The 20,134-nt window shown below is 71.5% G+C and carries 23 protein-coding genes; 13 read left to right on the plus strand and 10 right to left on the minus strand.

What is annotated here, in order from left to right; all coding sequences use genetic code 11:
• Positions 1 to 31 precede the first annotated feature (31 nt).
• From sufB to FHR77_RS06005, 5 genes are read left to right on the plus strand one after another with little or no spacing between them, the layout of a single operon-like run.
• Positions 32 to 1,450, plus strand: a complete 1,419-nt coding sequence (gene sufB / locus FHR77_RS05985; RefSeq protein ID WP_056054850.1) for a Fe-S cluster assembly protein SufB — start codon at positions 32 to 34, stop codon at positions 1,448 to 1,450.
• The gene (sufD, locus tag FHR77_RS05990) at positions 1,451 to 2,668 is read left to right on the plus strand and encodes a Fe-S cluster assembly protein SufD (protein ID WP_167259200.1); all 1,218 of its coding nucleotides are present in this window, start codon (positions 1,451 to 1,453) and stop codon (positions 2,666 to 2,668) included. It abuts the gene before it with no gap.
• A complete protein-coding gene (locus FHR77_RS05995) occupies positions 2,665 to 2,997 on the plus strand; it encodes a non-heme iron oxygenase ferredoxin subunit (RefSeq protein ID WP_056054855.1) in 333 nt (110 codons plus the stop codon). Before sufD ends, FHR77_RS05995 begins: the two co-directional genes overlap by 4 nt.
• An 11-nt stretch (positions 2,998 to 3,008) precedes the next feature.
• A complete protein-coding gene (gene sufC, locus FHR77_RS06000; RefSeq protein ID WP_167259201.1) occupies positions 3,009 to 3,800 on the plus strand; it encodes a Fe-S cluster assembly ATPase SufC in 792 nt (263 codons plus the stop codon).
• A 2-nt stretch (positions 3,801 to 3,802) separates the two neighbouring features.
• Positions 3,803 to 4,135: a metal-sulfur cluster assembly factor gene (locus FHR77_RS06005; protein ID WP_056054862.1), complete on the plus strand. Its 333-nt coding sequence runs from the start codon at positions 3,803 to 3,805 to the stop codon at positions 4,133 to 4,135.
• An 83-nt stretch (positions 4,136 to 4,218) separates the two neighbouring features.
• On the opposite strand, the gene FHR77_RS06010 is transcribed toward FHR77_RS06005, so the two are convergent.
• On the minus strand, positions 4,219 to 4,824 hold the full coding sequence (locus FHR77_RS06010; protein WP_167259202.1) for a biotin transporter BioY: 606 nt from the start codon (positions 4,822 to 4,824) through the stop codon (positions 4,219 to 4,221).
• A 147-nt stretch (positions 4,825 to 4,971) separates the two neighbouring features.
• Between FHR77_RS06010 and abc-f the strand changes: the two genes are divergently transcribed.
• Positions 4,972 to 6,570: a ribosomal protection-like ABC-F family protein gene (gene abc-f, locus FHR77_RS06015; protein WP_056054864.1), complete on the plus strand. Its 1,599-nt coding sequence runs from the start codon at positions 4,972 to 4,974 to the stop codon at positions 6,568 to 6,570.
• Positions 6,571 to 6,600: 30 nt separating this feature from the next.
• On the opposite strand, the gene FHR77_RS06020 is transcribed toward abc-f, so the two are convergent.
• From FHR77_RS06020 to FHR77_RS15570, 3 genes are read right to left on the minus strand one after another with little or no spacing between them, the layout of a single operon-like run.
• Complete coding sequence (locus tag FHR77_RS06020) at positions 6,601 to 7,467, minus strand: SURF1 family cytochrome oxidase biogenesis protein (RefSeq protein WP_167259203.1); 867 nt, start codon at positions 7,465 to 7,467, stop codon at positions 6,601 to 6,603.
• Complete coding sequence (locus tag FHR77_RS06025) at positions 7,464 to 7,709, minus strand: hypothetical protein (protein ID WP_056054870.1); 246 nt, start codon at positions 7,707 to 7,709, stop codon at positions 7,464 to 7,466. The genes FHR77_RS06020 and FHR77_RS06025 overlap by 4 nt, the downstream gene beginning before the upstream one ends.
• A complete protein-coding gene (locus tag FHR77_RS15570; protein ID WP_208380410.1) occupies positions 7,709 to 8,089 on the minus strand; it encodes a DUF3099 domain-containing protein in 381 nt (126 codons plus the stop codon). The genes FHR77_RS06025 and FHR77_RS15570 overlap by 1 nt, the downstream gene beginning before the upstream one ends.
• Before the next feature lie 146 nt (positions 8,090 to 8,235).
• On the opposite strand from FHR77_RS15570, the gene fabG reads away from it, so the two are divergent.
• A complete protein-coding gene (gene fabG / locus FHR77_RS06035) occupies positions 8,236 to 8,946 on the plus strand; it encodes a 3-oxoacyl-ACP reductase FabG (protein WP_167259204.1) in 711 nt (236 codons plus the stop codon).
• A 39-nt stretch (positions 8,947 to 8,985) separates the two neighbouring features.
• Here the strand turns inward: fabG and serB are convergent, their stop codons facing one another.
• The gene (serB, locus tag FHR77_RS06040; RefSeq protein ID WP_167259205.1) at positions 8,986 to 9,624 is read right to left on the minus strand and encodes a phosphoserine phosphatase SerB; all 639 of its coding nucleotides are present in this window, start codon (positions 9,622 to 9,624) and stop codon (positions 8,986 to 8,988) included.
• An 88-nt stretch (positions 9,625 to 9,712) separates the two neighbouring features.
• The gene (locus FHR77_RS06045) at positions 9,713 to 10,954 is read right to left on the minus strand and encodes a glucose-1-phosphate adenylyltransferase (RefSeq protein WP_056054881.1); all 1,242 of its coding nucleotides are present in this window, start codon (positions 10,952 to 10,954) and stop codon (positions 9,713 to 9,715) included.
• Positions 10,955 to 11,001: 47 nt separating this feature from the next.
• Between FHR77_RS06045 and glgA the strand changes: the two genes are divergently transcribed.
• The 3 genes from glgA (at position 11,002) to FHR77_RS06060 (ending at position 13,350) form a co-directional block, all read left to right on the plus strand.
• Positions 11,002 to 12,186, plus strand: a complete 1,185-nt coding sequence (gene glgA, locus FHR77_RS06050) for a glycogen synthase (protein WP_167259206.1) — start codon at positions 11,002 to 11,004, stop codon at positions 12,184 to 12,186.
• Positions 12,187 to 12,196: 10 nt separating this feature from the next.
• The gene (locus tag FHR77_RS06055; RefSeq protein WP_056055915.1) at positions 12,197 to 12,982 is read left to right on the plus strand and encodes an ABC transporter ATP-binding protein; all 786 of its coding nucleotides are present in this window, start codon (positions 12,197 to 12,199) and stop codon (positions 12,980 to 12,982) included.
• 119 nt (positions 12,983 to 13,101) lie between these two features.
• Positions 13,102 to 13,350, plus strand: a complete 249-nt coding sequence (locus FHR77_RS06060; protein ID WP_043594989.1) for a type B 50S ribosomal protein L31 — start codon at positions 13,102 to 13,104, stop codon at positions 13,348 to 13,350.
• A gap of 123 nt (positions 13,351 to 13,473) precedes the next feature.
• On the opposite strand, the gene FHR77_RS06065 is transcribed toward FHR77_RS06060, so the two are convergent.
• Both FHR77_RS06065 and treS read right to left on the minus strand, forming a co-directional pair.
• A complete protein-coding gene (locus FHR77_RS06065) occupies positions 13,474 to 14,280 on the minus strand; it encodes an exonuclease domain-containing protein (RefSeq protein ID WP_167259207.1) in 807 nt (268 codons plus the stop codon).
• Between the two features lie 9 nt (positions 14,281 to 14,289).
• Positions 14,290 to 16,029, minus strand: coding sequence for a maltose alpha-D-glucosyltransferase (gene treS, locus FHR77_RS06070; RefSeq protein ID WP_056054884.1), 1,740 nt, complete (start codon positions 16,027 to 16,029; stop codon positions 14,290 to 14,292).
• Positions 16,030 to 16,110: 81 nt separating this feature from the next.
• Here treS and FHR77_RS06075 point away from each other — a divergent pair, with 81 nt between their 5' ends.
• From FHR77_RS06075 to FHR77_RS06085, 3 genes are read left to right on the plus strand one after another with little or no spacing between them, the layout of a single operon-like run.
• A complete protein-coding gene (locus FHR77_RS06075; RefSeq protein WP_341777236.1) occupies positions 16,111 to 17,016 on the plus strand; it encodes an alpha/beta fold hydrolase in 906 nt (301 codons plus the stop codon).
• Positions 17,013 to 18,080 carry a glycosyltransferase gene (locus tag FHR77_RS06080; protein WP_167259208.1) on the plus strand — a complete coding sequence of 356 codons (1,068 nt, stop codon included), beginning with the start codon at positions 17,013 to 17,015 and terminating at the stop codon, positions 18,078 to 18,080. The genes FHR77_RS06075 and FHR77_RS06080 overlap by 4 nt, the downstream gene beginning before the upstream one ends.
• Before the next feature lie 53 nt (positions 18,081 to 18,133).
• Positions 18,134 to 18,514 carry a hypothetical protein gene (locus FHR77_RS06085; protein WP_167259209.1) on the plus strand — a complete coding sequence of 127 codons (381 nt, stop codon included), beginning with the start codon at positions 18,134 to 18,136 and terminating at the stop codon, positions 18,512 to 18,514.
• Between the two features lie 63 nt (positions 18,515 to 18,577).
• On the opposite strand, the gene FHR77_RS06090 is transcribed toward FHR77_RS06085, so the two are convergent.
• Together FHR77_RS06090 and FHR77_RS06095 are read right to left on the minus strand one after the other, a co-directional pair.
• On the minus strand, positions 18,578 to 19,219 hold the full coding sequence (locus tag FHR77_RS06090; protein WP_167259210.1) for a histidine phosphatase family protein: 642 nt from the start codon (positions 19,217 to 19,219) through the stop codon (positions 18,578 to 18,580).
• 25 nt (positions 19,220 to 19,244) lie between these two features.
• Positions 19,245 to 20,084, minus strand: a complete 840-nt coding sequence (locus FHR77_RS06095) for a Sir2 family NAD-dependent protein deacetylase (RefSeq protein ID WP_167259211.1) — start codon at positions 20,082 to 20,084, stop codon at positions 19,245 to 19,247.
• Positions 20,085 to 20,134 lie beyond the last annotated feature (50 nt).

Consider the following 20,134-nt stretch of genomic DNA (forward strand, 5'->3'; position numbering starts at 1 on the left):
CGCGTTCGGTCCGTCAGAGAAAGAGGTACACATGTCAGACGTGCTGATCGACCGCCCCGAGCTGGACGGCCTGGGACAATACGAGTTCGGCTGGTCCGACTCCGATGCTGCCGGCGCCTCCGCGCGCCGCGGCGTCTCGCCCGAGGTCGTCACCGACATCTCGAACCTCAAGAGCGAGCCCGAGTGGATGCTCAAGAACCGCCTCAAGGGCCTCACGCTGTTCGAGCGCAAGCCGATGCCGACGTGGGGCGCAGACCTCTCGGGCATCGACTTCGACAACATCAAGTACTTCGTCCGGTCGACCGAGAAGCAGGCCACCACCTGGGACGAACTGCCCGACGACATCAAGAACACCTACGAGAAGCTCGGCATCCCCGAGGCCGAGCGCAACCGCCTCGTCGCGGGCGTCGCCGCCCAGTACGAGTCCGAGGTCGTCTACCACCAGATCCGCGAGGACCTGGAGCAGCAGGGCGTCATCTTCATGGACACCGACACGGCGCTGCGCGAGCACCCCGAGTTCTTCCAGGAGTACTTCGGCTCGGTGATCCCCGCGGGCGACAACAAGTTCGCGGCGCTCAACACGGCGGTCTGGTCGGGCGGCTCGTTCGTCTACGTGCCCAAGAACGTCCACGTCGAGATCCCGCTGCAGGCCTACTTCCGCATCAACACGGAGAACATGGGCCAGTTCGAGCGCACGCTGATCATCGCCGACGAGGGCAGCTACGTGCACTACATCGAGGGCTGCACCGCCCCGATCTACAAGAGCGACTCGCTGCACTCGGCCGTCGTCGAGATCATCGTGAAGAAGAACGCCCGCGTGCGCTACACGACGATCCAGAACTGGTCGAACAACGTCTACAACCTCGTCACGAAGCGGGCCATCGCGCACGAGGGCGCGACCATGGAGTGGATCGACGGCAACATCGGCTCCAAGGTCACCATGAAGTACCCGTCGATCTACCTCGCGGGCGAGCACGCCAAGGGCGAGACCCTCAGCGTCGCCTTCGCCGGCCCCGGCCAGCACCAGGACGCGGGCGCGAAGATGATCCACATGGCGCCGTACACGACGTCGTCCATCGTCTCGAAGTCGATCGCCCGCGGCGGCGGTCGTGCGGGGTACCGCGGCGAGGTCCGGGTCGACGACTCGGCGCACCACAGCGCCAACACGGTGCGCTGCGACGCGTTGCTGGTCGACACCATGTCGCGCTCCGACACGTACCCGGCCATCGACATCCGCGTCGACGACGTGCAGCTCGGCCACGAGGCCACGGTCTCCCGCGTGAGCGAGGAGCAGCTGTTCTACCTCATGTCGCGCGGCATGGCGGAGGACGAGGCCATGGCCATGATCGTCCGTGGCTTCATCGAGCCCATCGCGCGGGAGCTCCCGATGGAGTACGCCCTCGAACTCAACAAGCTCATCGAGATGAGCATGGAAGGATCCGTCGGCTAGATGTCCGCCGTAGCACCCACCACAACGAGCACGACCCCCGAGGGCGTGCAGCACGGCGCGAAGGCGCATAGCGACGGAGGCTGGGGCGTCGTCCCGGTCCAGACCCGCTCCGAGCGCTTCCGCAGCACCGACCCGGCCGCGTTCCCCGCGGTCACCGGCCGTGAGGTCGACTGGAAGCTCAGCCCTGTCGAGCGGCTGCGCCCGCTCATCGACGGGCCCCTGGACGGGTCTCCCTACGCGTACCTCGCGCGGGAGACCGCCGGGGCGACGGTCGACTGGGTCGACCGGAGCGACTCCCGCGTCGGTCGGGCCGGCCAGCCCGAGGACAAGGCCTCGGCCTCGGCCTGGGCCGCGACCGAGAAGGTGCTGCTCGTGACCCTGAGCGGCGACGAGCCCTCGACCGTGACGATCGGGCGCTCCGGCCTCGACACGGCACCGCGCGCCGGCCACACCCTCATCCACGCGACGGCGAACTCGACGTCGCTCGTGGTGCTCCGCAACACGGGTGCCGCCCAGCTGGTCGAGAACGTCGAGATCGTCGTCGACGACGGCGCGCACCTCACCGTGGTGACGCTGCAGGAGTGGGACGACGAGGCGATCCACCTCGCCAGCCACTTCGCGACCATCGGGCGCGACGCCCAGCTCAAGCACTTCGTCGTCTCGCTCGGCGGGTCGGTCGTGCGGGTCAACCCGTCGGCGCACCTGGCCGGGCAGGGCTCGGACGCCGAGCTCTACGGCGTCTACTTCGCGGACGCGGGCCAGCACCTCGAACAGCAGGTCTTCGTCCACCACGACGCCCCGAACAGCCGGAGCCGCGTCAACTACAAGGGCGCGCTCCAGGGCGAGGGAGCCCGCACCGTCTGGATCGGCGACGTCCTCATCGCGCGGACGGCGCCCGGCACCGACAGCTACGAGCAGAATCGCAACCTCGTCCTCAGCGAGGGCACGCGGGCCGACTCCATCCCGAACCTCGAGATCGAGACGGGCGACATCGCCGGGGCGGGCCACGCCAGCGCCACCGGCCGCTTCGACGACGAGCACCTCTTCTACCTCCAGTCGCGGGGCATCGACGAGGCCGAGGCCCGTCGCCTCGTCGTGCTCGGCTTCCTCAGCGAGGTCGTCCAGAAGATCGGCGAGCCCGAGCTGCAGGAGCGCCTCATCGACGCCCTCGAGGTCGAGCTGACCTCCGGCCCGTCGGTCGCGGAGCCCACCGCATGAGCACGCGCGTCTGCTCCTCCGACGAGATCACGCCCGCCCAGGCGCTCCGCGTCGTCGTCGACGGCGTGGCCGTCGCCGTCGTGAAGGACAGCGCCGGGGTCATCCACGCCATCGGCGACACCTGCACGCACGGCGACATCTCGCTCTCCGAGGGCTTCGTCGAGGACGACACCCTGGAGTGCTGGGCGCACGGCTCCAAGTTCGAGCTGACCTCGGGCAAGCCGTTGACCCTCCCCGCCTACGAACCCGTCCCGGTCTTCGCCGTCTCCGTCGTCGACGGCGACGTCTTCGTCGACACCACCGCGTCGCCCGCCGGCGTCGCACAGTAAGGAATGAACGCATGAGCACTCTCGAGATCCGCGACCTCAAGGTCAGCATCGACACCGACGCCGGCCCCAAGCCGATCCTCAAGGGCGTCGACCTGACCATCAAGGAGGGCGAGATCCACGCCGTCATGGGCCCCAACGGCTCGGGCAAGTCGACCCTCGCCTACACGATCGCCGGCCACCCGCGCTACAACGTCGACGGCGGCTCCATCCGCCTCGACGGCGTCGAGGTGCTCGACATGAGCGTCGACGAGCGCGCCAAGGCGGGGCTGTTCCTGGCGATGCAGTACCCGGTCGAGATCCCCGGCGTCACCGTCTCGAACTTCCTCCGCACGGCGAAGACCGCCCTCGACGGCGAGGCCCCGGCCATCCGTGGCTGGATCAAGGACCTGCGCGAGTCGATGTCGGCGCTCAAGATGGACTCGGCCTTCGCCGAGCGGAACGTCAACGAGGGCTTCTCCGGCGGTGAGAAGAAGCGGCACGAGATCATGCAGCTGGAGCTCCTCAAGCCGAAGTTCGCCGTCCTCGACGAGACCGATTCCGGTCTCGACGTCGATGCGCTCAAGATCGTCTCGGAGGGCGTCAACCGGGCCAAGGCCAACACGGGCCTGGGCCTCCTGCTGATCACGCACTACACGCGGATCCTCCGGTACATCAAGCCCGACTTCGTCCACGTGTTCGTCGACGGCCACGTCGCCGACGAGGGCGGACCGGAGCTCGCCGACCGCCTCGAGAACGAGGGCTACGACCGCTACGTCTCCGCTGCGGCGGCTGCGGCCGCCGTCGACGCCCCGGTGGGCAGCTGACCGTGGCGGTCGCTCTGGCCCCCGAGAAGTTCGACCAGGTCGCGGAGGCGCTGAAGGAGGTCGTCGACCCCGAGCTCGGGGTCAACATCGTCGACCTCGGCCTCATCTACGACCTCGCGATGGACGAGGAGCACGAGAACGCCCTCATCATCAGCATGACCCTGACCTCGGCCGGCTGCCCGCTGACCGACGTCATCGAGGCCGACACCGCGAACGCGCTCGACGGCGTCGTGGACGCCTTCCGGATCAACTGGGTCTGGATGCCGCCGTGGGGCCCCGACCGGATCACGGACGACGGGCGCGACATGATGCGCGCCATCGGCTTCTCGATCTGATCCACCCCGGCCGACGCCGGACACGACGACGGGCCCCGGTCTCCTCGACCGGGGCCCGTCGTCGTGCGTCGGGGGAGCTGCGCTCAGCGCTCCAGGCGACGGAGCCCGCGCCACGCCAGGGGCAGCACCGAGGCGGCGATCAGCCACTTCGCGACGCCGCCCACGATGAAGGGGACGACGCCGACGGTCAGGACGGTCGCGAGGGTGACCTCGACCCCGAGGCTGCTGAGGACGACCGCGAGGTACGGCAGGCCGACCACGAAGGGCACGAGGCTGGCGAGGAAGAACGCGACGATCGACAGCAGCCACTTCTTGTCCCAGTCGCGCTGGGAGAGCCAGCCCACGAGCGCCGCCGCCGGGACGAACCCGACGATGAAGCCGAAGCTGGGCTTGAGGACGCTGAGCGGGCCGCCGGTGAACTCGGCGAAGATCGGGAGCCCGACGACGCCCAGCACGAGGTAGGTCAGCATCGACAGGGCCCCACGACGCGCCCCGAGGGTCGCACCGACGAGCATCACCGCGAGCGTCTGGCCCGTGACGGGGACGGGCCAGAGGGGCACCTGCACCTGGGCGAGGGCACTGGTGAAGGCCGCTCCGCCGAGGACGAGGGCGACGTCGGTGGCCCAGCTCCTCGTCACCAGGCGGTCGGCGAGGACCGGCCGTGAGATCGGTGCAGCAGTGTTCGTCATGCAGTCTCCTAGAATGGGTAGGTTGATCGGCCGAGCGGCTGGTCGGCAGCGCAGTGCTGCGACCCCCTCCACGCGATGTCTCATCCTAGAGGCGGCCCCTGCTCGGGCTGCGTTGTGGACATCCTCCCAATCGATTGGACTACTGCTGTGCTCTCCGTGCACGACCTCGAGATCCGCGTCGGCGCTCGCCTGCTGATGGCCGACGTGAACTTCCGCGTCGACAAGGGCGACAAGATCGGTCTCGTCGGGCGCAACGGCGCCGGCAAGACCACCATGACCAAGACGCTGGCGGGGGAGACCCAGCCGACCGACGGCAAGATCGAGCGCGGCGGCGAGATCGGCTACCTGCCGCAGGACCCCCGGAGCGGCAACCCGGAGGACCTGGCCCGCACGCGCATCCTCGACGCCCGCGGCCTCGGCCAGCTCCTCCTGGGCATCCAGGAGGCGACCCTCCTGATGGGCGACCCCGACGCCGACGTCGCCGCCCGCGCCATGAAGCGGTACGGCGATCTCGACGACCAGTTCAACGCGCTCGGCGGCTACGCGGCCGAGGCCGAGGCGGCGTCGATCGCCAGCAACCTCAGCCTGCCCGACAGGATCCTCGACCAGCCGCTCTCGACCCTCTCCGGCGGCCAGCGCCGACGCATCGAGCTCGCGCGCATCCTCTTCTCGGCGGCCGACACGATGATCCTCGACGAGCCCACGAACCACCTCGACGCCGACAGCGTGGTCTGGCTGCGCGAGTACCTCAAGACGTACCAGGGCGGCGTCATCGTCATCAGCCACGACATCGAGCTGGTGGAGGAGGTCGTCAACCGCGTCTTCTACCTCGACGCCAACCGCCAGGCGATCGACATCTACAACATGGGCTGGCGGAACTACCAGCGCCAGCGTGCCGCCGACGAGGAGCGCCGCAAGAAGGAGCGCTCGAACGCCGAGAAGCAGGCGTCGGCGCTGCAGAAGCAGGCCGCGCGCTTCGGCGCGAAGGCGTCGAAGGCCGCGGCGGCCCACCAGATGGTCGCCCGGGCCGAGAAGCTCCTCTCGGGCCTCGAGGAGGTCCGTGCCGTCGACCGCGTCGCCAAGCTGCGCTTCCCGACGCCGGTGGCCTGCGGCAAGACGCCCCTGATGGCCTCGAACCTCTCGAAGAGCTACGGGTCGCTCGAGATCTTCACGGCCGTCGACCTCGCCATCGACCGCGGCTCGAAGGTCGTGATCCTCGGGCTGAACGGTGCGGGCAAGACCACGCTGCTGCGCATCCTCGCGGGCGTCGACGAGCCCGACACCGGGCAGCTCGAGCCGGGCCACGGCCTGCGCGTCGGCTACTACGCCCAGGAGCACGAGACGATCGACGTCGCGCGCAGCGTGCTCGAGAACATGGTCTCGTCGTCGCCGAACATCACCGAGATGGAGGCGCGGCGCGTGCTGGGCTCGTTCCTCTTCACGGGCGACGACTCGGCCAAGCCGGCCGGCGTCCTCTCCGGCGGCGAGAAGACCCGCCTCGCCCTGGCGATGATCGTCGTCTCCGGCGCCAACGTCCTGCTGCTCGACGAGCCCACGAACAACCTCGACCCCGCCAGCCGCCTGGAGATCCTCGACGCCCTCGCCAACTACGAGGGGGCCGTCGTCCTGGTCAGCCACGACGAGGGAGCGGTGGAGGCGCTGAACCCGGAGCGCGTGCTGATCATGCCCGAGGGCACCGAGGACCACTGGACCAAGGACTACAGCGACCTCATCAACCTCGCCTGACCGACGGGGCGGCACGCCGCCCGCGCCGGTTCAGTGCCCGGCGGCGTCGAGCAGCTCGTCCTCCGCGTCGTTGTCGGCGAGCGGCCGGGCAGCGCGCCGGCGGGCACGCTCGGCCTCGCGGACGCGGGCTTCGTCGCCGTCGGCGCCCTCCTCGTCGAGGGCCCGGTTGCGGCGCTCCTGCCGGAAGACGTAGAAGAGGAAGGCGAAGGCGCCGACCGCGAACATGATCCACTGCACGAAGTAGGAGAGGTTCAGGCCCGTGTCGATCTCGGGTGCGCTCGCCTTCACGGGAGCCTCGGCCAGCGCCGGCGTCTCGCTCTGCAGCAGGCCGTACGCGGCGCTGTAGATCGTGCCGCTCACCCGGGCCTGCACCTCGCTGAGCTGCACGGTGGCGATCTGGTTCGTGCCGGGGACTCCCGTGCGCGACCCGAGGGCGGGCTCGCCCGGCTTGAGGCGGGCGGTCACCGTGACCTCGCCCTCCGGGGGAGCGGGGACCTCGTCGGGGGCGTCCTGGTCGTTGCCCGTGGGCACCCAGCCGCGGTCGACCACGAAGACGTCGCCACCGGTGACCCGGAACGGCACCAGGACCTCGAAGCCGGGCTGCCCGTTGAGGGGCCGGTTGCGGACGAGCAGGGTCTCGTCGGCGGCGTACGTGCCGGTCATGCTCACCGGCTGCCACTCGAGCGCGGGGTCGTAGGAGTCGAGGGCGGGCACGGCCTCGTCGAGGGGCACCGGCGCCGCGTCGTAGCGCTGCTCCAGCTGGTGGACGACGGCCGTCTTCTCCTCGTGGCGGCTCCACTGCCAGTGCGCGAGGAAGCCGCAGACGACGGCGAAGACGACGACCACGCCGAGGTAGCCCAGCCACTTGCGGGCGCCGGTGGTGCGCGCGTCGCTCACCGTGCCTCCTCGGGGACCCGGTCGACCGTGACGCCCGCGGCCGTCACGACGACGGGGAAGTCGCGCGCCCGGAGGAACTCGGCGAGGAAGTCGACGTGCTCGGCGCAGGCCGACCAGACCTTCACACGGTCGAGCCCGTGGATCTTCGGGTTCCGCCAGTTGACCGCGGAGACGGCGGAGGCGGTGCACCCGGCGCGCGAGCACTGGACGTCACCGGGGCCGTCGAGACCGAGGCCGAGCATCAGCGGAGGACGCCGTCGGCACCCGCCACGGGTGCGTCGTCGTCGGGGTCGTCGACGACGACCGGTCGGACGGGCTCCGGCGCGGGGGCCTCGGCCTCGGGCTGCCACGCCGGGTCGGGGCCGCGGTAGAGCTCGACCCCGCCGGGGCGCTCGACCTCCTGCCCGGACTCGTGGCCGACGTTGGCCAGGACGACGGCGACGTAGGGGATGACCACGGCGCCGAGGACGGGGAGCAGCGTCCACCAGGAGAGCGGGATGACGAAGCACAGGGTGATGCAGACGATGCGGATCCCGGTGGCCAGCAGGTAGCGGCGCATGCGGGAATGGCGGTCGTCGGTCGGCGACGGGGGGAGGGAGGTGATCGGCTGGGAAGTCTTCATGCACTCACGGGCTCAGAGCGCCACGGGCGACGCGTGAGCCGATCTTAAGCCCGACAGCCGACAGTAGGCTGGTCGGCGGCCGCGAACGGCCTCGACCTCCGGTCGACCCCCACGCTGCGCCCGACGCACGACCCCGAGGAGACACCATGACCACGCCCCGCACCGTCCTCGTCACCGGCGGCAACCGCGGCATCGGCCGCGCCATCGCCGAGGAGCTCGTCGCCCAGGGCCACCGCGTCGCGGTGACCGCGCGCAGCGGCCAGGGCCCCGAGGGCACGATGACGGTCGTCGCCGACGTGACCGACTCCGCCTCGGTCGACGCCGCCTTCACCGCCGTCGAGGCCGAGCTCGGCCCGGTGGAAGTCGTCGTGGCCAACGCCGGCATCACGAAGGACGGACTCCTCATGCGGATGACCGAGGAGGACTTCACCTCGGTGGTCGACACCAACCTCGGCGGCGCCTTCCGCGTCGTCAAGCGCGCCTCGAAGGGCATGCTAAAGGCCCGCTTCGGCCGCATCGTGCTCGTCTCGAGCGTCGTGGGGCTCTACGGCGGCCCCGGCCAGGTCAACTACGCGTCGTCGAAGGCCGCGCTGGTCGGCTTCGCGCGGTCGCTGACCCGCGAGGTCGGCGCCCGCGGCATCACGGCGAACGTCGTGGCCCCCGGCTTCATCGAGACGGACATGACGGCGGTGCTGCCCGACGAGCAGCAGGCCGAGTACCGCAGGACCATCCCCGCGCAGCGCTTCGGCACCGCCGGCGAGGTCGCGAAGACGATCGCCTGGCTGTCGAGCGACGACGCCGCCTACATCTCCGGTGCCGTCATCCCCGTCGACGGCGGCCTGGGCATGGGGCACTGACCCCGACCCACGGAGGGCGGGGCGTCGCGGCGAGGCTGGTCAGCCGCGGAGCCCCATCAGGGGCAGGAGCTCCGCGAGGTCGCACCGGGCGACGACGAGGTCGGCCTGCTCGCGCACGCGGGGCTTGGCGTTGAAGGCCACGGAGAGCGCGGCGGCCCGCATCATCAGCAGGTCGTTCGCCCCGTCGCCGACCGCCACCGTGTGCTCGAGGCCGACCCGCGACTCCTCGGCCCACTCGCGGAGCGCGGCGGCCTTGCCCTCGGCGTCGACGACGGGGCCGCTGACGCGGCCGGTGAGCACGCCGTCGACGACCTCGAGGCGGTTGGCCCGCCAGTGGTCGAGCCCGAGGCGCTCGGCGACCGGGTCGAGGACCTCGTGGAAGCCGCCCGAGACGACGCCGATCACGCTGCCGTGAGCGTGCAGGCCCGCGATCAGCTCCTCCGCGCCCTCGGTGACGCGGACCTGGGCGACGGCGTCGGCGAAGACGCCCTCCGACAGGCCGGCGAGGGTGGCGACGCGAGCCGTGAGGCTCTCGGCGAAGTCCAGCTCGCCCGCCATCGCCCGCTCGGTGATCCGGGAGACCTCGGCGTGCGACCCCGCGGCGTCGGCCAGGAGCTCGATCACCTCGTTCTCGATGAGCGTGGAGTCGACGTCGAGGACGGTGAGGAAGCGCGGCACGCCCCCACCATAGTGAGGGCGGGCCACCTGCCGCGGACGACGAGGTCACACGACGTAGCGGCCCGCCCTCACGGAACGGCCTCGGCGCCTACTGGTCGACGCGGACGCCCTTGCCCACGACGGTGATGCCGGAGGGCGTCACGGTGAAGCCCCGGGCCCGGTCGGCCTCGGCGTCGACGCCGACGGAGGCGCCGGCCGAGATGACGACGTCCTTGTCGAGGATCGCGCGCTCGACGACCGCGCCCGGCCCGATGTGAGCCCGCTCGAAGACGATCGAGTCGACGACGCGCGAGCCCGAGTCGAGCGTGCACCAGGGGCCGAGCACGCTGCGCTCGACGTGCGCGCCCGACAGCAGCGAACCCAGGGAGACCACCGAGTCGATGGTCGTGCCGAGGTTGCCGTGCGCGTCACGGACGAACTTCGCGGGCGGCGAGTTGAGCTGCTGGCTGAAGATCGGCCAGTCCGTGTTGTACAGGTTGAAGATCGGCAACGCCGAGATCAGGTCGCGGTGCGCGTCGTAGAACGAGTCGATCGTCCCGACGTCGCGCCAGTAGTAGCGGTCCCGCTCCGTGGCCCCGGGGACCTCGTTGCGGTTGAGGTCGTAGACGGCCGCGTCGCCCCGCGAGACGAAGTCGGGCACGATGTCGCCGCCCATGTCGTGGTTCGAGTCGGGCTTCTCGCCGTCGCGGAGCACGGCGTCGATGAGGACGTCGGCGTCGAAGACGTAGTTGCCCATGGACGCGAGGATCTCGCCGGGGGAGTCGGGCAGCCCCGTCGCGTCGGTCGGCTTCTCGAGGAACCGGCCGATGCGGGTCGGGTCGTCGCCGTCGACCTCGATGACGCCGAACTGGTCGGCGAGCGAGATCGGCTGGCGGATCGCCGCGACCGTGACGCCGGCGCCCGAGGCGACGTGCGCCTCGATCATCTGCGAGAAGTCCATCCGGTAGACGTGGTCGGCGCCGACCACGACGACGATGTCGGGCTTCTCGTCGCGGAGGAGGTTGAGGCTCTGCAGGATGGCGTCGGCGCTGCCGGCGAACCAGCGCTTGCCGAGCCGCTGCTGGGCGGGGACGGACGCGACGTACGCACCGAGCAGCCCCTCGATCGACCAGGTCTGCGAGACGTGGCGGTCGAGGCTGTGCGACTTGTACTGCGTCAGCACGACGATCTGGCGCAGCCCCGAGTTGATCAGGTTGCTGAGCGCGAAGTCGATGAGGCGGTAGTTGCCACCGAACGGGACGGCCGGCTTGGCGCGGTCCGCGGTCAGGGGCATCAGGCGCTTGCCTTCGCCACCAGCGAGCACGATGCCGAAGATCTTCTTTGATGCCATGGGGCCAGGATGGCACGATTCAGCGCCGCGCGACTACGGTGATCAGCGTGCGAGTCGATGTCATCACCAAGGAATACCCGCCCAACGTCTACGGAGGGGCGGGAGTCCACGTCTCGGAGCTCGTGAAGGCGCTCCGGTCGTCGATCGACGTGCAGGTGCGCGCGTTCGGCACCGTCGACGCCGAGCCGGGCACGACCGGCTACCCCGACCTGGCCGAGCTGGCCGACGCCAACGGAGCCCTGCGCACCCTCGGCACCGACGCCCGCATCGCGCAGGACGTCGGCGGGGCCGACGTCGTCCACAGCCACACCTGGTACGCGAACGCCGCGGGACAGCTCGCGCAGATGCTGCACGACGTCCCCCACGTGCTGACGGCCCACAGCCTCGAGCCGCTCCGGCCCTGGAAGGCCGAGCAGCTGGGCGGCGGGTACCGCGTGTCGAGCTGGATCGAGCGCCAGGCGTACGAGACCGCCGACGCCGTCATCGCCGTCAGCGAGGGCATGCGCCGCGACATCCTCCGGTCGTACCCGGGCATCGACGAGCAGAAGGTCAGCGTCGTCTACAACGGCATCGACCTCGACGGCTGGCAGCGCGTCGACGACGCCGAGGTGGTGCGTGGGCTGGGCATCGACCCCGACCGCCCCGCGGTGGTCTTCGTGGGCCGGATCACCCGCCAGAAGGGCCTGCCCTACCTGCTGCGCGCCGCGAAGCTGCTGCCGCCGGAGGTGCAGCTCGTCCTCTGCGCCGGGGCGCCCGACACCCCGGAGATCATGGCGGAGGTCACCGCCCTCGTCCGCGAGCTCCAGGAGGAGCGAAGCGGCGTCGTCTGGATCGAGCGCGTCCTGCCCCGCCACGAGCTGAGCGCCGTGCTCTCGGCCGCCACGACCTTCGTCTGCCCCTCGGTCTACGAGCCGCTGGGCATCGTGAACCTCGAGGCCATGGCCTGCGGCGTGCCGGTCGTCGGCTCCGACACCGGCGGCATCCCGGAGGTCGTCGCTGACGGCCTCACCGGCCGCATCGTGCCGCTCGAGCAGGTGCAGGACGGCACCGGCACCCCCCTCGACCCCGAGCGCTTCGTGCGCGACCTCGCCGGGGTGCTGACGGAGGTCGTCGGCGACCCCGGTCTCGCCCGGCTGATGGGCCGCGCCGGCCGCATGCGCGCCGAGGCCGAGTTCAGCTGGGGCCGGATCGCCGAGCGCACGCTCGGCGTGTACGAGGGGCTGCGTCGCTAGGCTGATGAGCATGTCGACCGTGTTGCAGCTCACCGATGTGTCCGTGGTCCGTGGAGGCTCTCCCGTCGTCGACGGCGTGAGCTGGACGGTCCAGTCCGACGAGCGGTGGGTCGTCCTGGGGCCGAACGGCGCCGGCAAGACGAGCCTCCTCCAGGTCGCCGCCGCGCAGAGCCACCCCTCGTCGGGCACCGCCGAGGTGCTCGGCTCCGACCTCGGGTCGGTCGACCTCTTCGACCTCCGCCCCCGCATCGGCTTCGCGTCGACCACGGTCGCGCGCCGCATCCCGGCGAAGGAGAAGGTAGTCGACGTCGTGCTGACCGCGGCCTACTCGGTCACCGGGCGCTGGAACGAGGAGTACGAGACCGTCGACGTCCGCCGCGCGCACCGCGTGCTGGAGGAGTGGAACCTCGACCACCTCGCCGACCGCACGTTCGGCGAGCTCAGCGACGGCGAGCAGAAGCGGGTCCAGATCGCCCGCTCGGTGATGACCGACCCCGAGCTGCTGCTGCTCGACGAGCCCGCGGCCAGCCTCGACCTCGGCGCCCGCGAGGAGCTCCTCGGCATGCTCTCGGGCTACGCGTCCTCCGACGACTCGCCCGCCATCGTCATGGTCACCCACCACGTGGAGGAGATCCCGCGCGGCTTCACGCACGCGCTCCTCCTCGACCGCGGCCACGTCGTCGCCGCCGGGCCCCTCGACGAGGTCGTCACGGCCGAGACCCTCGGCGCCGTGTTCGGCCTCGACCTGACGGTCACGTCGGCGGACGGCCGGTACGCGGCGCGCGCTGCCGGCTGACCCCCGCCTCCTGCGATCCGGGCCGCCCGTCTGGTATCGTTGACAGCTGGTCCGGGGCGTTCGTCGCGCCGGGTCCCCCCGACTCACACCACCACTCATCCGCTAGACCTAGGACTCTCATGAAGACCGACATCCACCCCGAGTACAAGCAGATCGTCTTCCGCGACCTCGCATCGGGCGCCACGTTCCTCACGCGCTCCACGACGACGAGCGACAAGACCATCGAGCTCGACGGTGAGACCTACCCGGTCATCGACGTCGAGATCTCGTCCGAGTCGCACCCGTTCTACACGGGCAAGCAGCGCATCCTCGACTCGGCCGGTCGCGTCGAGAAGTTCAACTCGCGCTACAAGAACTTCGGCAAGTAAGCAGCAGCTCTCAGCCGACAGAGGCGGTCCACTCCGGTGGGCCGCCTCTTCTGCGTCCGGCGACGGAGCGGGGCCCTCGGGAGCCCCGGGGGAGTCGCGGGTCGACTGCCCGCGGAGGCCGGCTCAGACGCCGGGCAGCGACCGGTGCGGCCACTCGCCCGACGCGGTGAAGGACGGGTCCTTCGTGCGGCGCATGTACTCCTGGAAGCTGGCGGCCTGGGTGCCGCACCAGCCGACCTGGAGGTCGTGGAGCTCGGTCGACGGGACGTCGAGACGGTCGGGGAACTTCTGGGCCATCGCCTGCGCGACCCGGCCCGCCGCGATCGCGTCCGCCCCCGCGTCGTGGGCGTCGTCGAGCACGACGCCGTAGACGCCGGCGGCGGCCTCGAGCGTGCGCTTGCCCTTGCGGTAGGTGTCGACGGCCTTGTCGATGACGAGGGGGTCGACGACGCAGCCGATCTCGCCGACGTCGCCGAGCGGCTCGAGGCCGTGGCGCCGGGCCTCACGGTCGAGCAGGGTCAGGTCGTACGGGGCGTTGTAGACGACCAGGGGCACGCCGCGCGCGAAGACGGCCCGGAGCGCGGCGATGATCTCGGCCACGACCTCGGCCGCCGGCCGCCCCTCGAGCCGGGCACGCTCGGTCGAGATGCCGTGCACCGCGCTCGCCTGCTCCGGGATCTCGATGCCGGGGTCGGCCAGCCACTCGCCGTGGGCGATGCTCGTGCCCGCGGCGTCGATGAGCCCCACGTGCGCCGTGACGATCCGCGCCGTCTCGACGTCGATCCCCGTCGTCTCGAGGTCGAAGACGCCGAGCGCCTTCCACCACGACGACGGGACGGGCCCCGGCTCGACGAGCCCGGCCGTCGCGGTCGGCCCAGGTGCGGACGGCGCGCCCGCAGAGACGGACGATGCCTGTTCGGTGCTGCTCACGCCCCGAGCCTAGGAGGCGCCACCGACAGCCGGGCGCGTCACGACGGGCACGTCGCCGATGTGCAGCCAGAAGAACGCCTGGGTGCCGAGCGTCAGCGTGACGCGGCCCTCCTCGTCGAACGACGGGAACTGCGCTCCGCCGAACAGGTCGGTCAGCGTGCGCCCCGCGAACTCGGGCGCCGTGACCGTGACGGAGACGGGGTTGTGCGCGAACGAGAACACGCAGAGCACGTCCTCCGGCAGGTCGCCGACCTGCGAGCCGCTGCCCTCGTAGCTGCGCACGAAGGAGAGCACCGACTCGTGGTCGGACTCGACGACCTGCATGGTGCCGAGGCCGAAGGTCGGGTGGGCCTTCCGCACGTGGATGACGTTGCGCACCCAGTGCAGCAGCGAACGCGACTGGGCCAGCTGCGACTCGACGTTGACGAGGTTGTAGTTGTAGACGAGCGACTGGACGACGGGCAGGAAGAGCTTGCCCGGGTCGGCCGTCGAGAAGCCTGCGTTGCGGTCAGGGGTCCACTGCATCGGGGTGCGCGACGAGTCGCGGTCCGGCAGCCAGATGTTGTCGCCCATGCCGATCTCGTCGCCGTAGTAGAGGAACGGGCTGCCGGGCAGGGCGAAGAGCAGGGCGTGCACGAGCTCGAGCTCGGCGCGGCTGTTGTCGAGCAGGGGCGCGAGGCGACGGCGGATGCCGATGTTGGAGCGCATCCGGGGGTCGTAGGCGTACCAGCCGTACATCGCCTGGCGGTACTCCTCGCTGACCATCTCGAGGGTGAGCTCGTCGTGGTTGCGGAGGAAGACGGCCCAGGCGGCGCCCGGCGGCACCTCGGTGGTCTCGGAGAGGATGCGGGTGAGCTCCTGTGCGTGCTGCGCGCGCAGCGAGTAGAAGATGCGCGGCATGACGGGGAAGTCGAAGGCCATGTGGCACTCGGGCTCCTCCTCCGTCCCGAAGAACGCGGCGGTCTCGGCGGGCCACTGGTTGGCCTCGGCGATGAGCACGCGCCCCGGGAACTCGTCGTCGACCATCCGGCGCAGCCGTTTGATGAAGTCGTGGGTGGCCGGCTCGCCCTCGCCGTTGCCCTCCTCGGTCTCGAAGAGGTAGGGGATGGCGTCGAGGCGCAGGCCGTCGACGCCGAGCGAGAGCCAGTGGCGGACGACGTCGAAGACGGCCTCCTGCACGGCGGGGTTCTCGAAGTTCAGGTCGGGCTGGTGCGAGAAGAAGCGGTGGAAGAAGAACTGGCGCCGCACCGGGTCGAAGGTCCAGTTGGACTCCTCGGTGTCGACGAAGATGACGCGGATGTTCTTGTACTCCTCGTCGGTGTCGCGCCAGACGTAGAAGTCGCCGTACGGGCCGTCCGGGTCCTCGCGCGACTGCTGGAACCACTCGTGGGCGTCGGAGGTGTGGTTGAGCACCATGTCGATCACGATGCGCATGTTGCGCTCGTGGGCCTTCGTCACGAGGTCGCGGAACTCGTCGAGCGTGCCGAACTCGGGCAGGATCGCCTTGTAGTCCTGGATGTCGTAGCCGCCGTCTCGCAGCGGCGACTGGAAGAACGGCGGCAGCCAGAGCGCGTCCACCCCCAGCCACTGCAGGTAGTCGAGGCGCGAGAGCAGCCCCTGGAGGTCGCCGGCGCCGTCGCCGTTGCTGTCGACGAACGACCGCACCATCACCTCGTAGAACACCGCACGGCGGTGCCACTGGGGGTCGAGGGTCAGTCCGGGCTGCTGGATCGGGGCAGTGAAGCTCACCCGGCCAACTCTAGGACGCACGGGGCCCCGGCGCGCACCCTCTCCCGCGCGTCGGCTCCCGCGCCTCCGTAGACTCGGCGGGTGATCGTCCGAGAGCCCCGCGTCGTCTCGCCCTACCGGGCCCTGCTCGCCGCCGTCCCCGTCCGTGAGGACGTCGTCCGCGTGGCTGGCAGCGAGACGCACTTCTGGACGTACGACCCCCCGGGGGGCGAGGAGGCGCGGGTCACCGTCGTCGCCGTGCACGGCTTCCGCGGGGACCACCACGGCCTCGAGCCGGTCGTGGCGCACCTCACGGGCGTGCGGGTCGTCATGCCCGACCTGCCCGGCTTCGGCGAGTCGACGCCGCTCGACGGCGAGCACAGCGTGGCCGCCTACGCGGCGTGGCTGGCGGAGCTCGTGGCGGAGCTGGGGCTGGGGCCGGACGTCGTCGTGCTGGGGCACTCGTTCGGCTCGATCGTGGCGTCGGCCGCCGTGGCCGGCGGGCTCCGCGCCTCCCGCGTCGTCCTGGTCAACCCGATCGCGGCGCCCGCGCTCTCCGGGCCCCGAGGGGTCCTGACGCAGCTGGCCGTCGCGTACTACAAGGCCGGCGCGGCCCTGCCCGAGGCCGCGGGCCAGTCGGTGCTGCGGAACGCCGGGGTCGTCCGCATCACGAGCCTGGCGATGGTCAAGACCCACGACCGCGAGCTGCGCCGCTGGATCCACGACCAGCACGACTCGTACTTCTCGCGCTTCGCCGACCGCCGCGTCGTGCTCGACGCCTTCCGCGCCTCCGTCTCGAGCGACGTCAGCACGTACGCCGCCGACGTCGGCGTGCCGACCCTGCTCGTCGCCGCCGACCGCGACGACATCACGGCGCTGCCGGCGCAGCACGTGCTGCAGGGGCTCTTCCCCGACGCGCGGCTCGTCGTGGTCGAGGGCGTGGGGCACCTGATCCACTACGAGAAGCCCCGCGAGGCGGCCGCCGCGATCGGGGAGTTCCTCGCGTGAGGCTCGTCGTCGACTGCCGGTACGTGCGCGTGGGGCGCCACGACGGCATCAGCCGCTTCACCGCGGGCGTCGTGGGCGCCCTGGCGGAGCGGCACCCGCTGACCATGCTCGTCAGCGACCCGCGGCAGCTCGAGTCGCTGCCCGACCAGCCGCACCTCCTGGTCAGCGACCCGACCAGCGTGCGGGAGCCCTCCGTGGCCCGGCAGGTGAACCGGCTGGGGCCCGACGTGGTCTGGTCGCCGATGCAGACGATGGGCTCGTGGGGCCGTCGCTACCGACTCGTGCTCACGCTGCACGACCTCATCTACTACACCAACCGGACGCCGCCGCCGGAGTTCGCGCCGCCGATCCGCCTGCTCTGGCGGCTGTACCACCTCGCCTGGTGGCCGCAGCGGCTCCTGCTCGACCGGGCCGACGCGGTCGTGACCGTGAGCGAGACGACGAAGGCCGAGATCGTCCGCCACCGGCTGACGCGCCGCCCCGTCACGGTCGTGACGAACGCCGCCGACCCGGTCGACGACGCCCCGGAGCGGAGCCGCCCCGCCGGCCGCGAGCTCGTCTACATGGGGTCGTTCATGCCCTACAAGGACGTCGCGACGCTGGTGCGCGCCCTGCCCCTGCTCGACGGCGCGCGCCTCCACCTCATGAGCCGGGTCTCCGACCGCGAGCGAGCCGCGCTCAGCGCGCTCGCCCCCGCCGGCTCGCTCGTCTTCCACGACGGAGCCAGCGACGAGGAGTACCGGGAGGTGCTGCTCTCGGCCACGGCGGTCGTCACGGCGTCCCGCGCCGAGGGCTTCGGCATCCCCCTCGTCGAGGGCATGGCCCTCGGCACGCCCGCGGTGGTGAGCGACATCCCGATCTTCCGCGAGATCGGCGGCGACGCGGCGCTCTTCTTCGACGTGGGGTCGCCCGCCTCGGCGGCGGCCGCCGTGCGGCGCCTGGAGGGCGAGTGGGAGGCGCGGTCGGTGGCGTCGCGCCGCCAGGCCGACCGGTTCAGCTGGCGCCGCTCGGCCGACGTGCTGCTCGACCTGCTCGAGCGCGTGGCCGGGTCGTCGACCCGCTGACCTCCGTCGCACGACGGATGTCGCCTCGCCGTCTCGGCTCGTAGCATCGCTGCATGACCGCGACGCCGACCGACCTCGGAGCCCGAACCGAGGAGCTCTTCCGCCTCCTCGCCGACGACGACGTGGCCGCGGTGCGGTCGCACATGACGCCCGGCACGGCCCGCGCCCTGACTCCTGACCGGCTCGACGGCGTCTGGAAGCAGGTCGTGGCCGCGACCGGCCCCCTGCGCGCGCTCCGCGACACGACGGCGACGACGCGCGACGGCCGGAACGCCCTCGCCCGCCTCCTGGCGTCCCGCTCGAGCGGCACGGTCGTGCAGACGACCCTCGTGCACGAGGCGGGGGAGTGGACGGGGCGGGCGGCGTTCGACGGGCAGGGCCGCGTCACGGGGCTGCTGATCGTCGAGCCGGGCAGCACCGACCTGCCGTTCTGAGGGCGACGCCACGGGTGCCGGTCGGGCCTCGTCGGTCAGGCCTCGTCGGCCGGGCGTCGTCGGTCAGGCCTCGTCGGCCGGCCCCTCCAGGGCGTTCTGGTACTCGAAGGCGTAGCGCCCCGCCCGCTCGGACTCCTCCTCGACCGGGTCGTCGAAGGTCCGCAGCTGGAGGCCGCCCTCCACGAGCTCGAAGGAGTGGATCGACCCGTTGCGGATCGGCACGCCGAGGTCTGCGGGCTCGTCGCTCGAGACGTGGTTGACGACCGCCCTGATGACGGCGCCGTGCGTCGCGACGACCACCGCGCCTCCGTCGCTCCGGCCCGCGGCCTCGACGAGCGCGGGGAGCACGCGGGCGAGCAGCTCGCGACGGCTCTCCCGCCCGGGCACGCGGGTGCCGGCCGGGAACCTCTCCTCGACCTCGGAGCCGGTGAGGCCCTCGGCCTCGCCGTAGCGTCGCTCGGCGAGGTCCGCGACGTGCTCGGGGGCGGCCAGCCCGAGACGCGCGGCGATGATCGCCCCGGTCTCGGCGGCGCGGCTCAGCGGGCTCGCGACGACGGCGGAGACGGTGCGGCGTGCCAGCAGGTCGCCCGCCTCGGCGGCCTGGCGGCGGCCGAGGTCGTTGAGGGGGATGTCGGTGGCGCCCTGGATGCGCCGGGCGCGGTTCCAGTCCGTCTCGCCGTGGCGGACGAGGTAGAGCAGCGTCATGGTGGCCTCCGGGTCGGCGCCCGCGTCAGGAGAGGCGGCGCGCCAGGGCCGTCAGCGTCTCCGACGTGCCCGCGTCGATCTTAACCGTGGCCCGGGGGTCGCCCTTCGTGACCCCGCGGTTCACCACGACGACCGGCATCTTGCGGCGGGTCGCCTGGTCGAGGAGGCGGATGCCCGAGTTGACGACCAGCGACGACCCGGCGATGAGCAGCGCGTCGGCGCCGACGACGAGCGAGCGCGCCTCGGCGAACCGCTCCACGGGCACGAACTCGCCGAAGAAGACGACGTCGGGCTTGAGCATGCCCCCGCACACGGTGCACTCGGGCACGACGAACGCGTCGATGTCGGCGACCTCGACGTCGCCGTCGGGCGCCAGGCGGACGCTCTCCGGCTCGTCGAGCCAGGGGTTCGCCGCCGAGAGGCGGGCGGCGACCACGTCACGGGCGAACGACTGGCCGCAGGTGAGGCAGACCACCCGGTCGACGGTGCCGTGCAGGTCGACCACGCGACGGGAGCCCGCCCGCTCGTGCAGGGCGTCGACGTTCTGCGTCACGACGCCGTTCGTGACGCCGGCCGCCTCGAGCTGCGCCAGGGCGCGGTGGCCCCCGTTGGGCGTCGCCGCGCGGAACGACCGCCAGCCGAGGTGGCTGCCGGCCCAGTAGCGCTTGCGGTAGCGCTCGCCCGACAGGAACTGCTGGAAGGTCATCGGGTTGCGCACCGGGGCGCCCTCGCCCCGGTAGTCGGGGATGCCGGAGTCGGTGCTCACGCCGGCGCCGGTCAGCACCGCGACCGTCCGCCCGCCGAGGAGGGCGACCGCCTCGTCGAGGGCGGCCGCGTCGAGTGACGGGGGCGTGGCGTTCGACACGGGCGGTGCTCCTTCGGGTGCGTGACGTTAGCCTAGACGTCGTCTCTGCC

This window comes from Frigoribacterium endophyticum, from assembly GCF_011759585.1.
Classification (GTDB): Bacteria; Actinomycetota; Actinomycetes; order Actinomycetales; family Microbacteriaceae; genus Frigoribacterium; species Frigoribacterium endophyticum.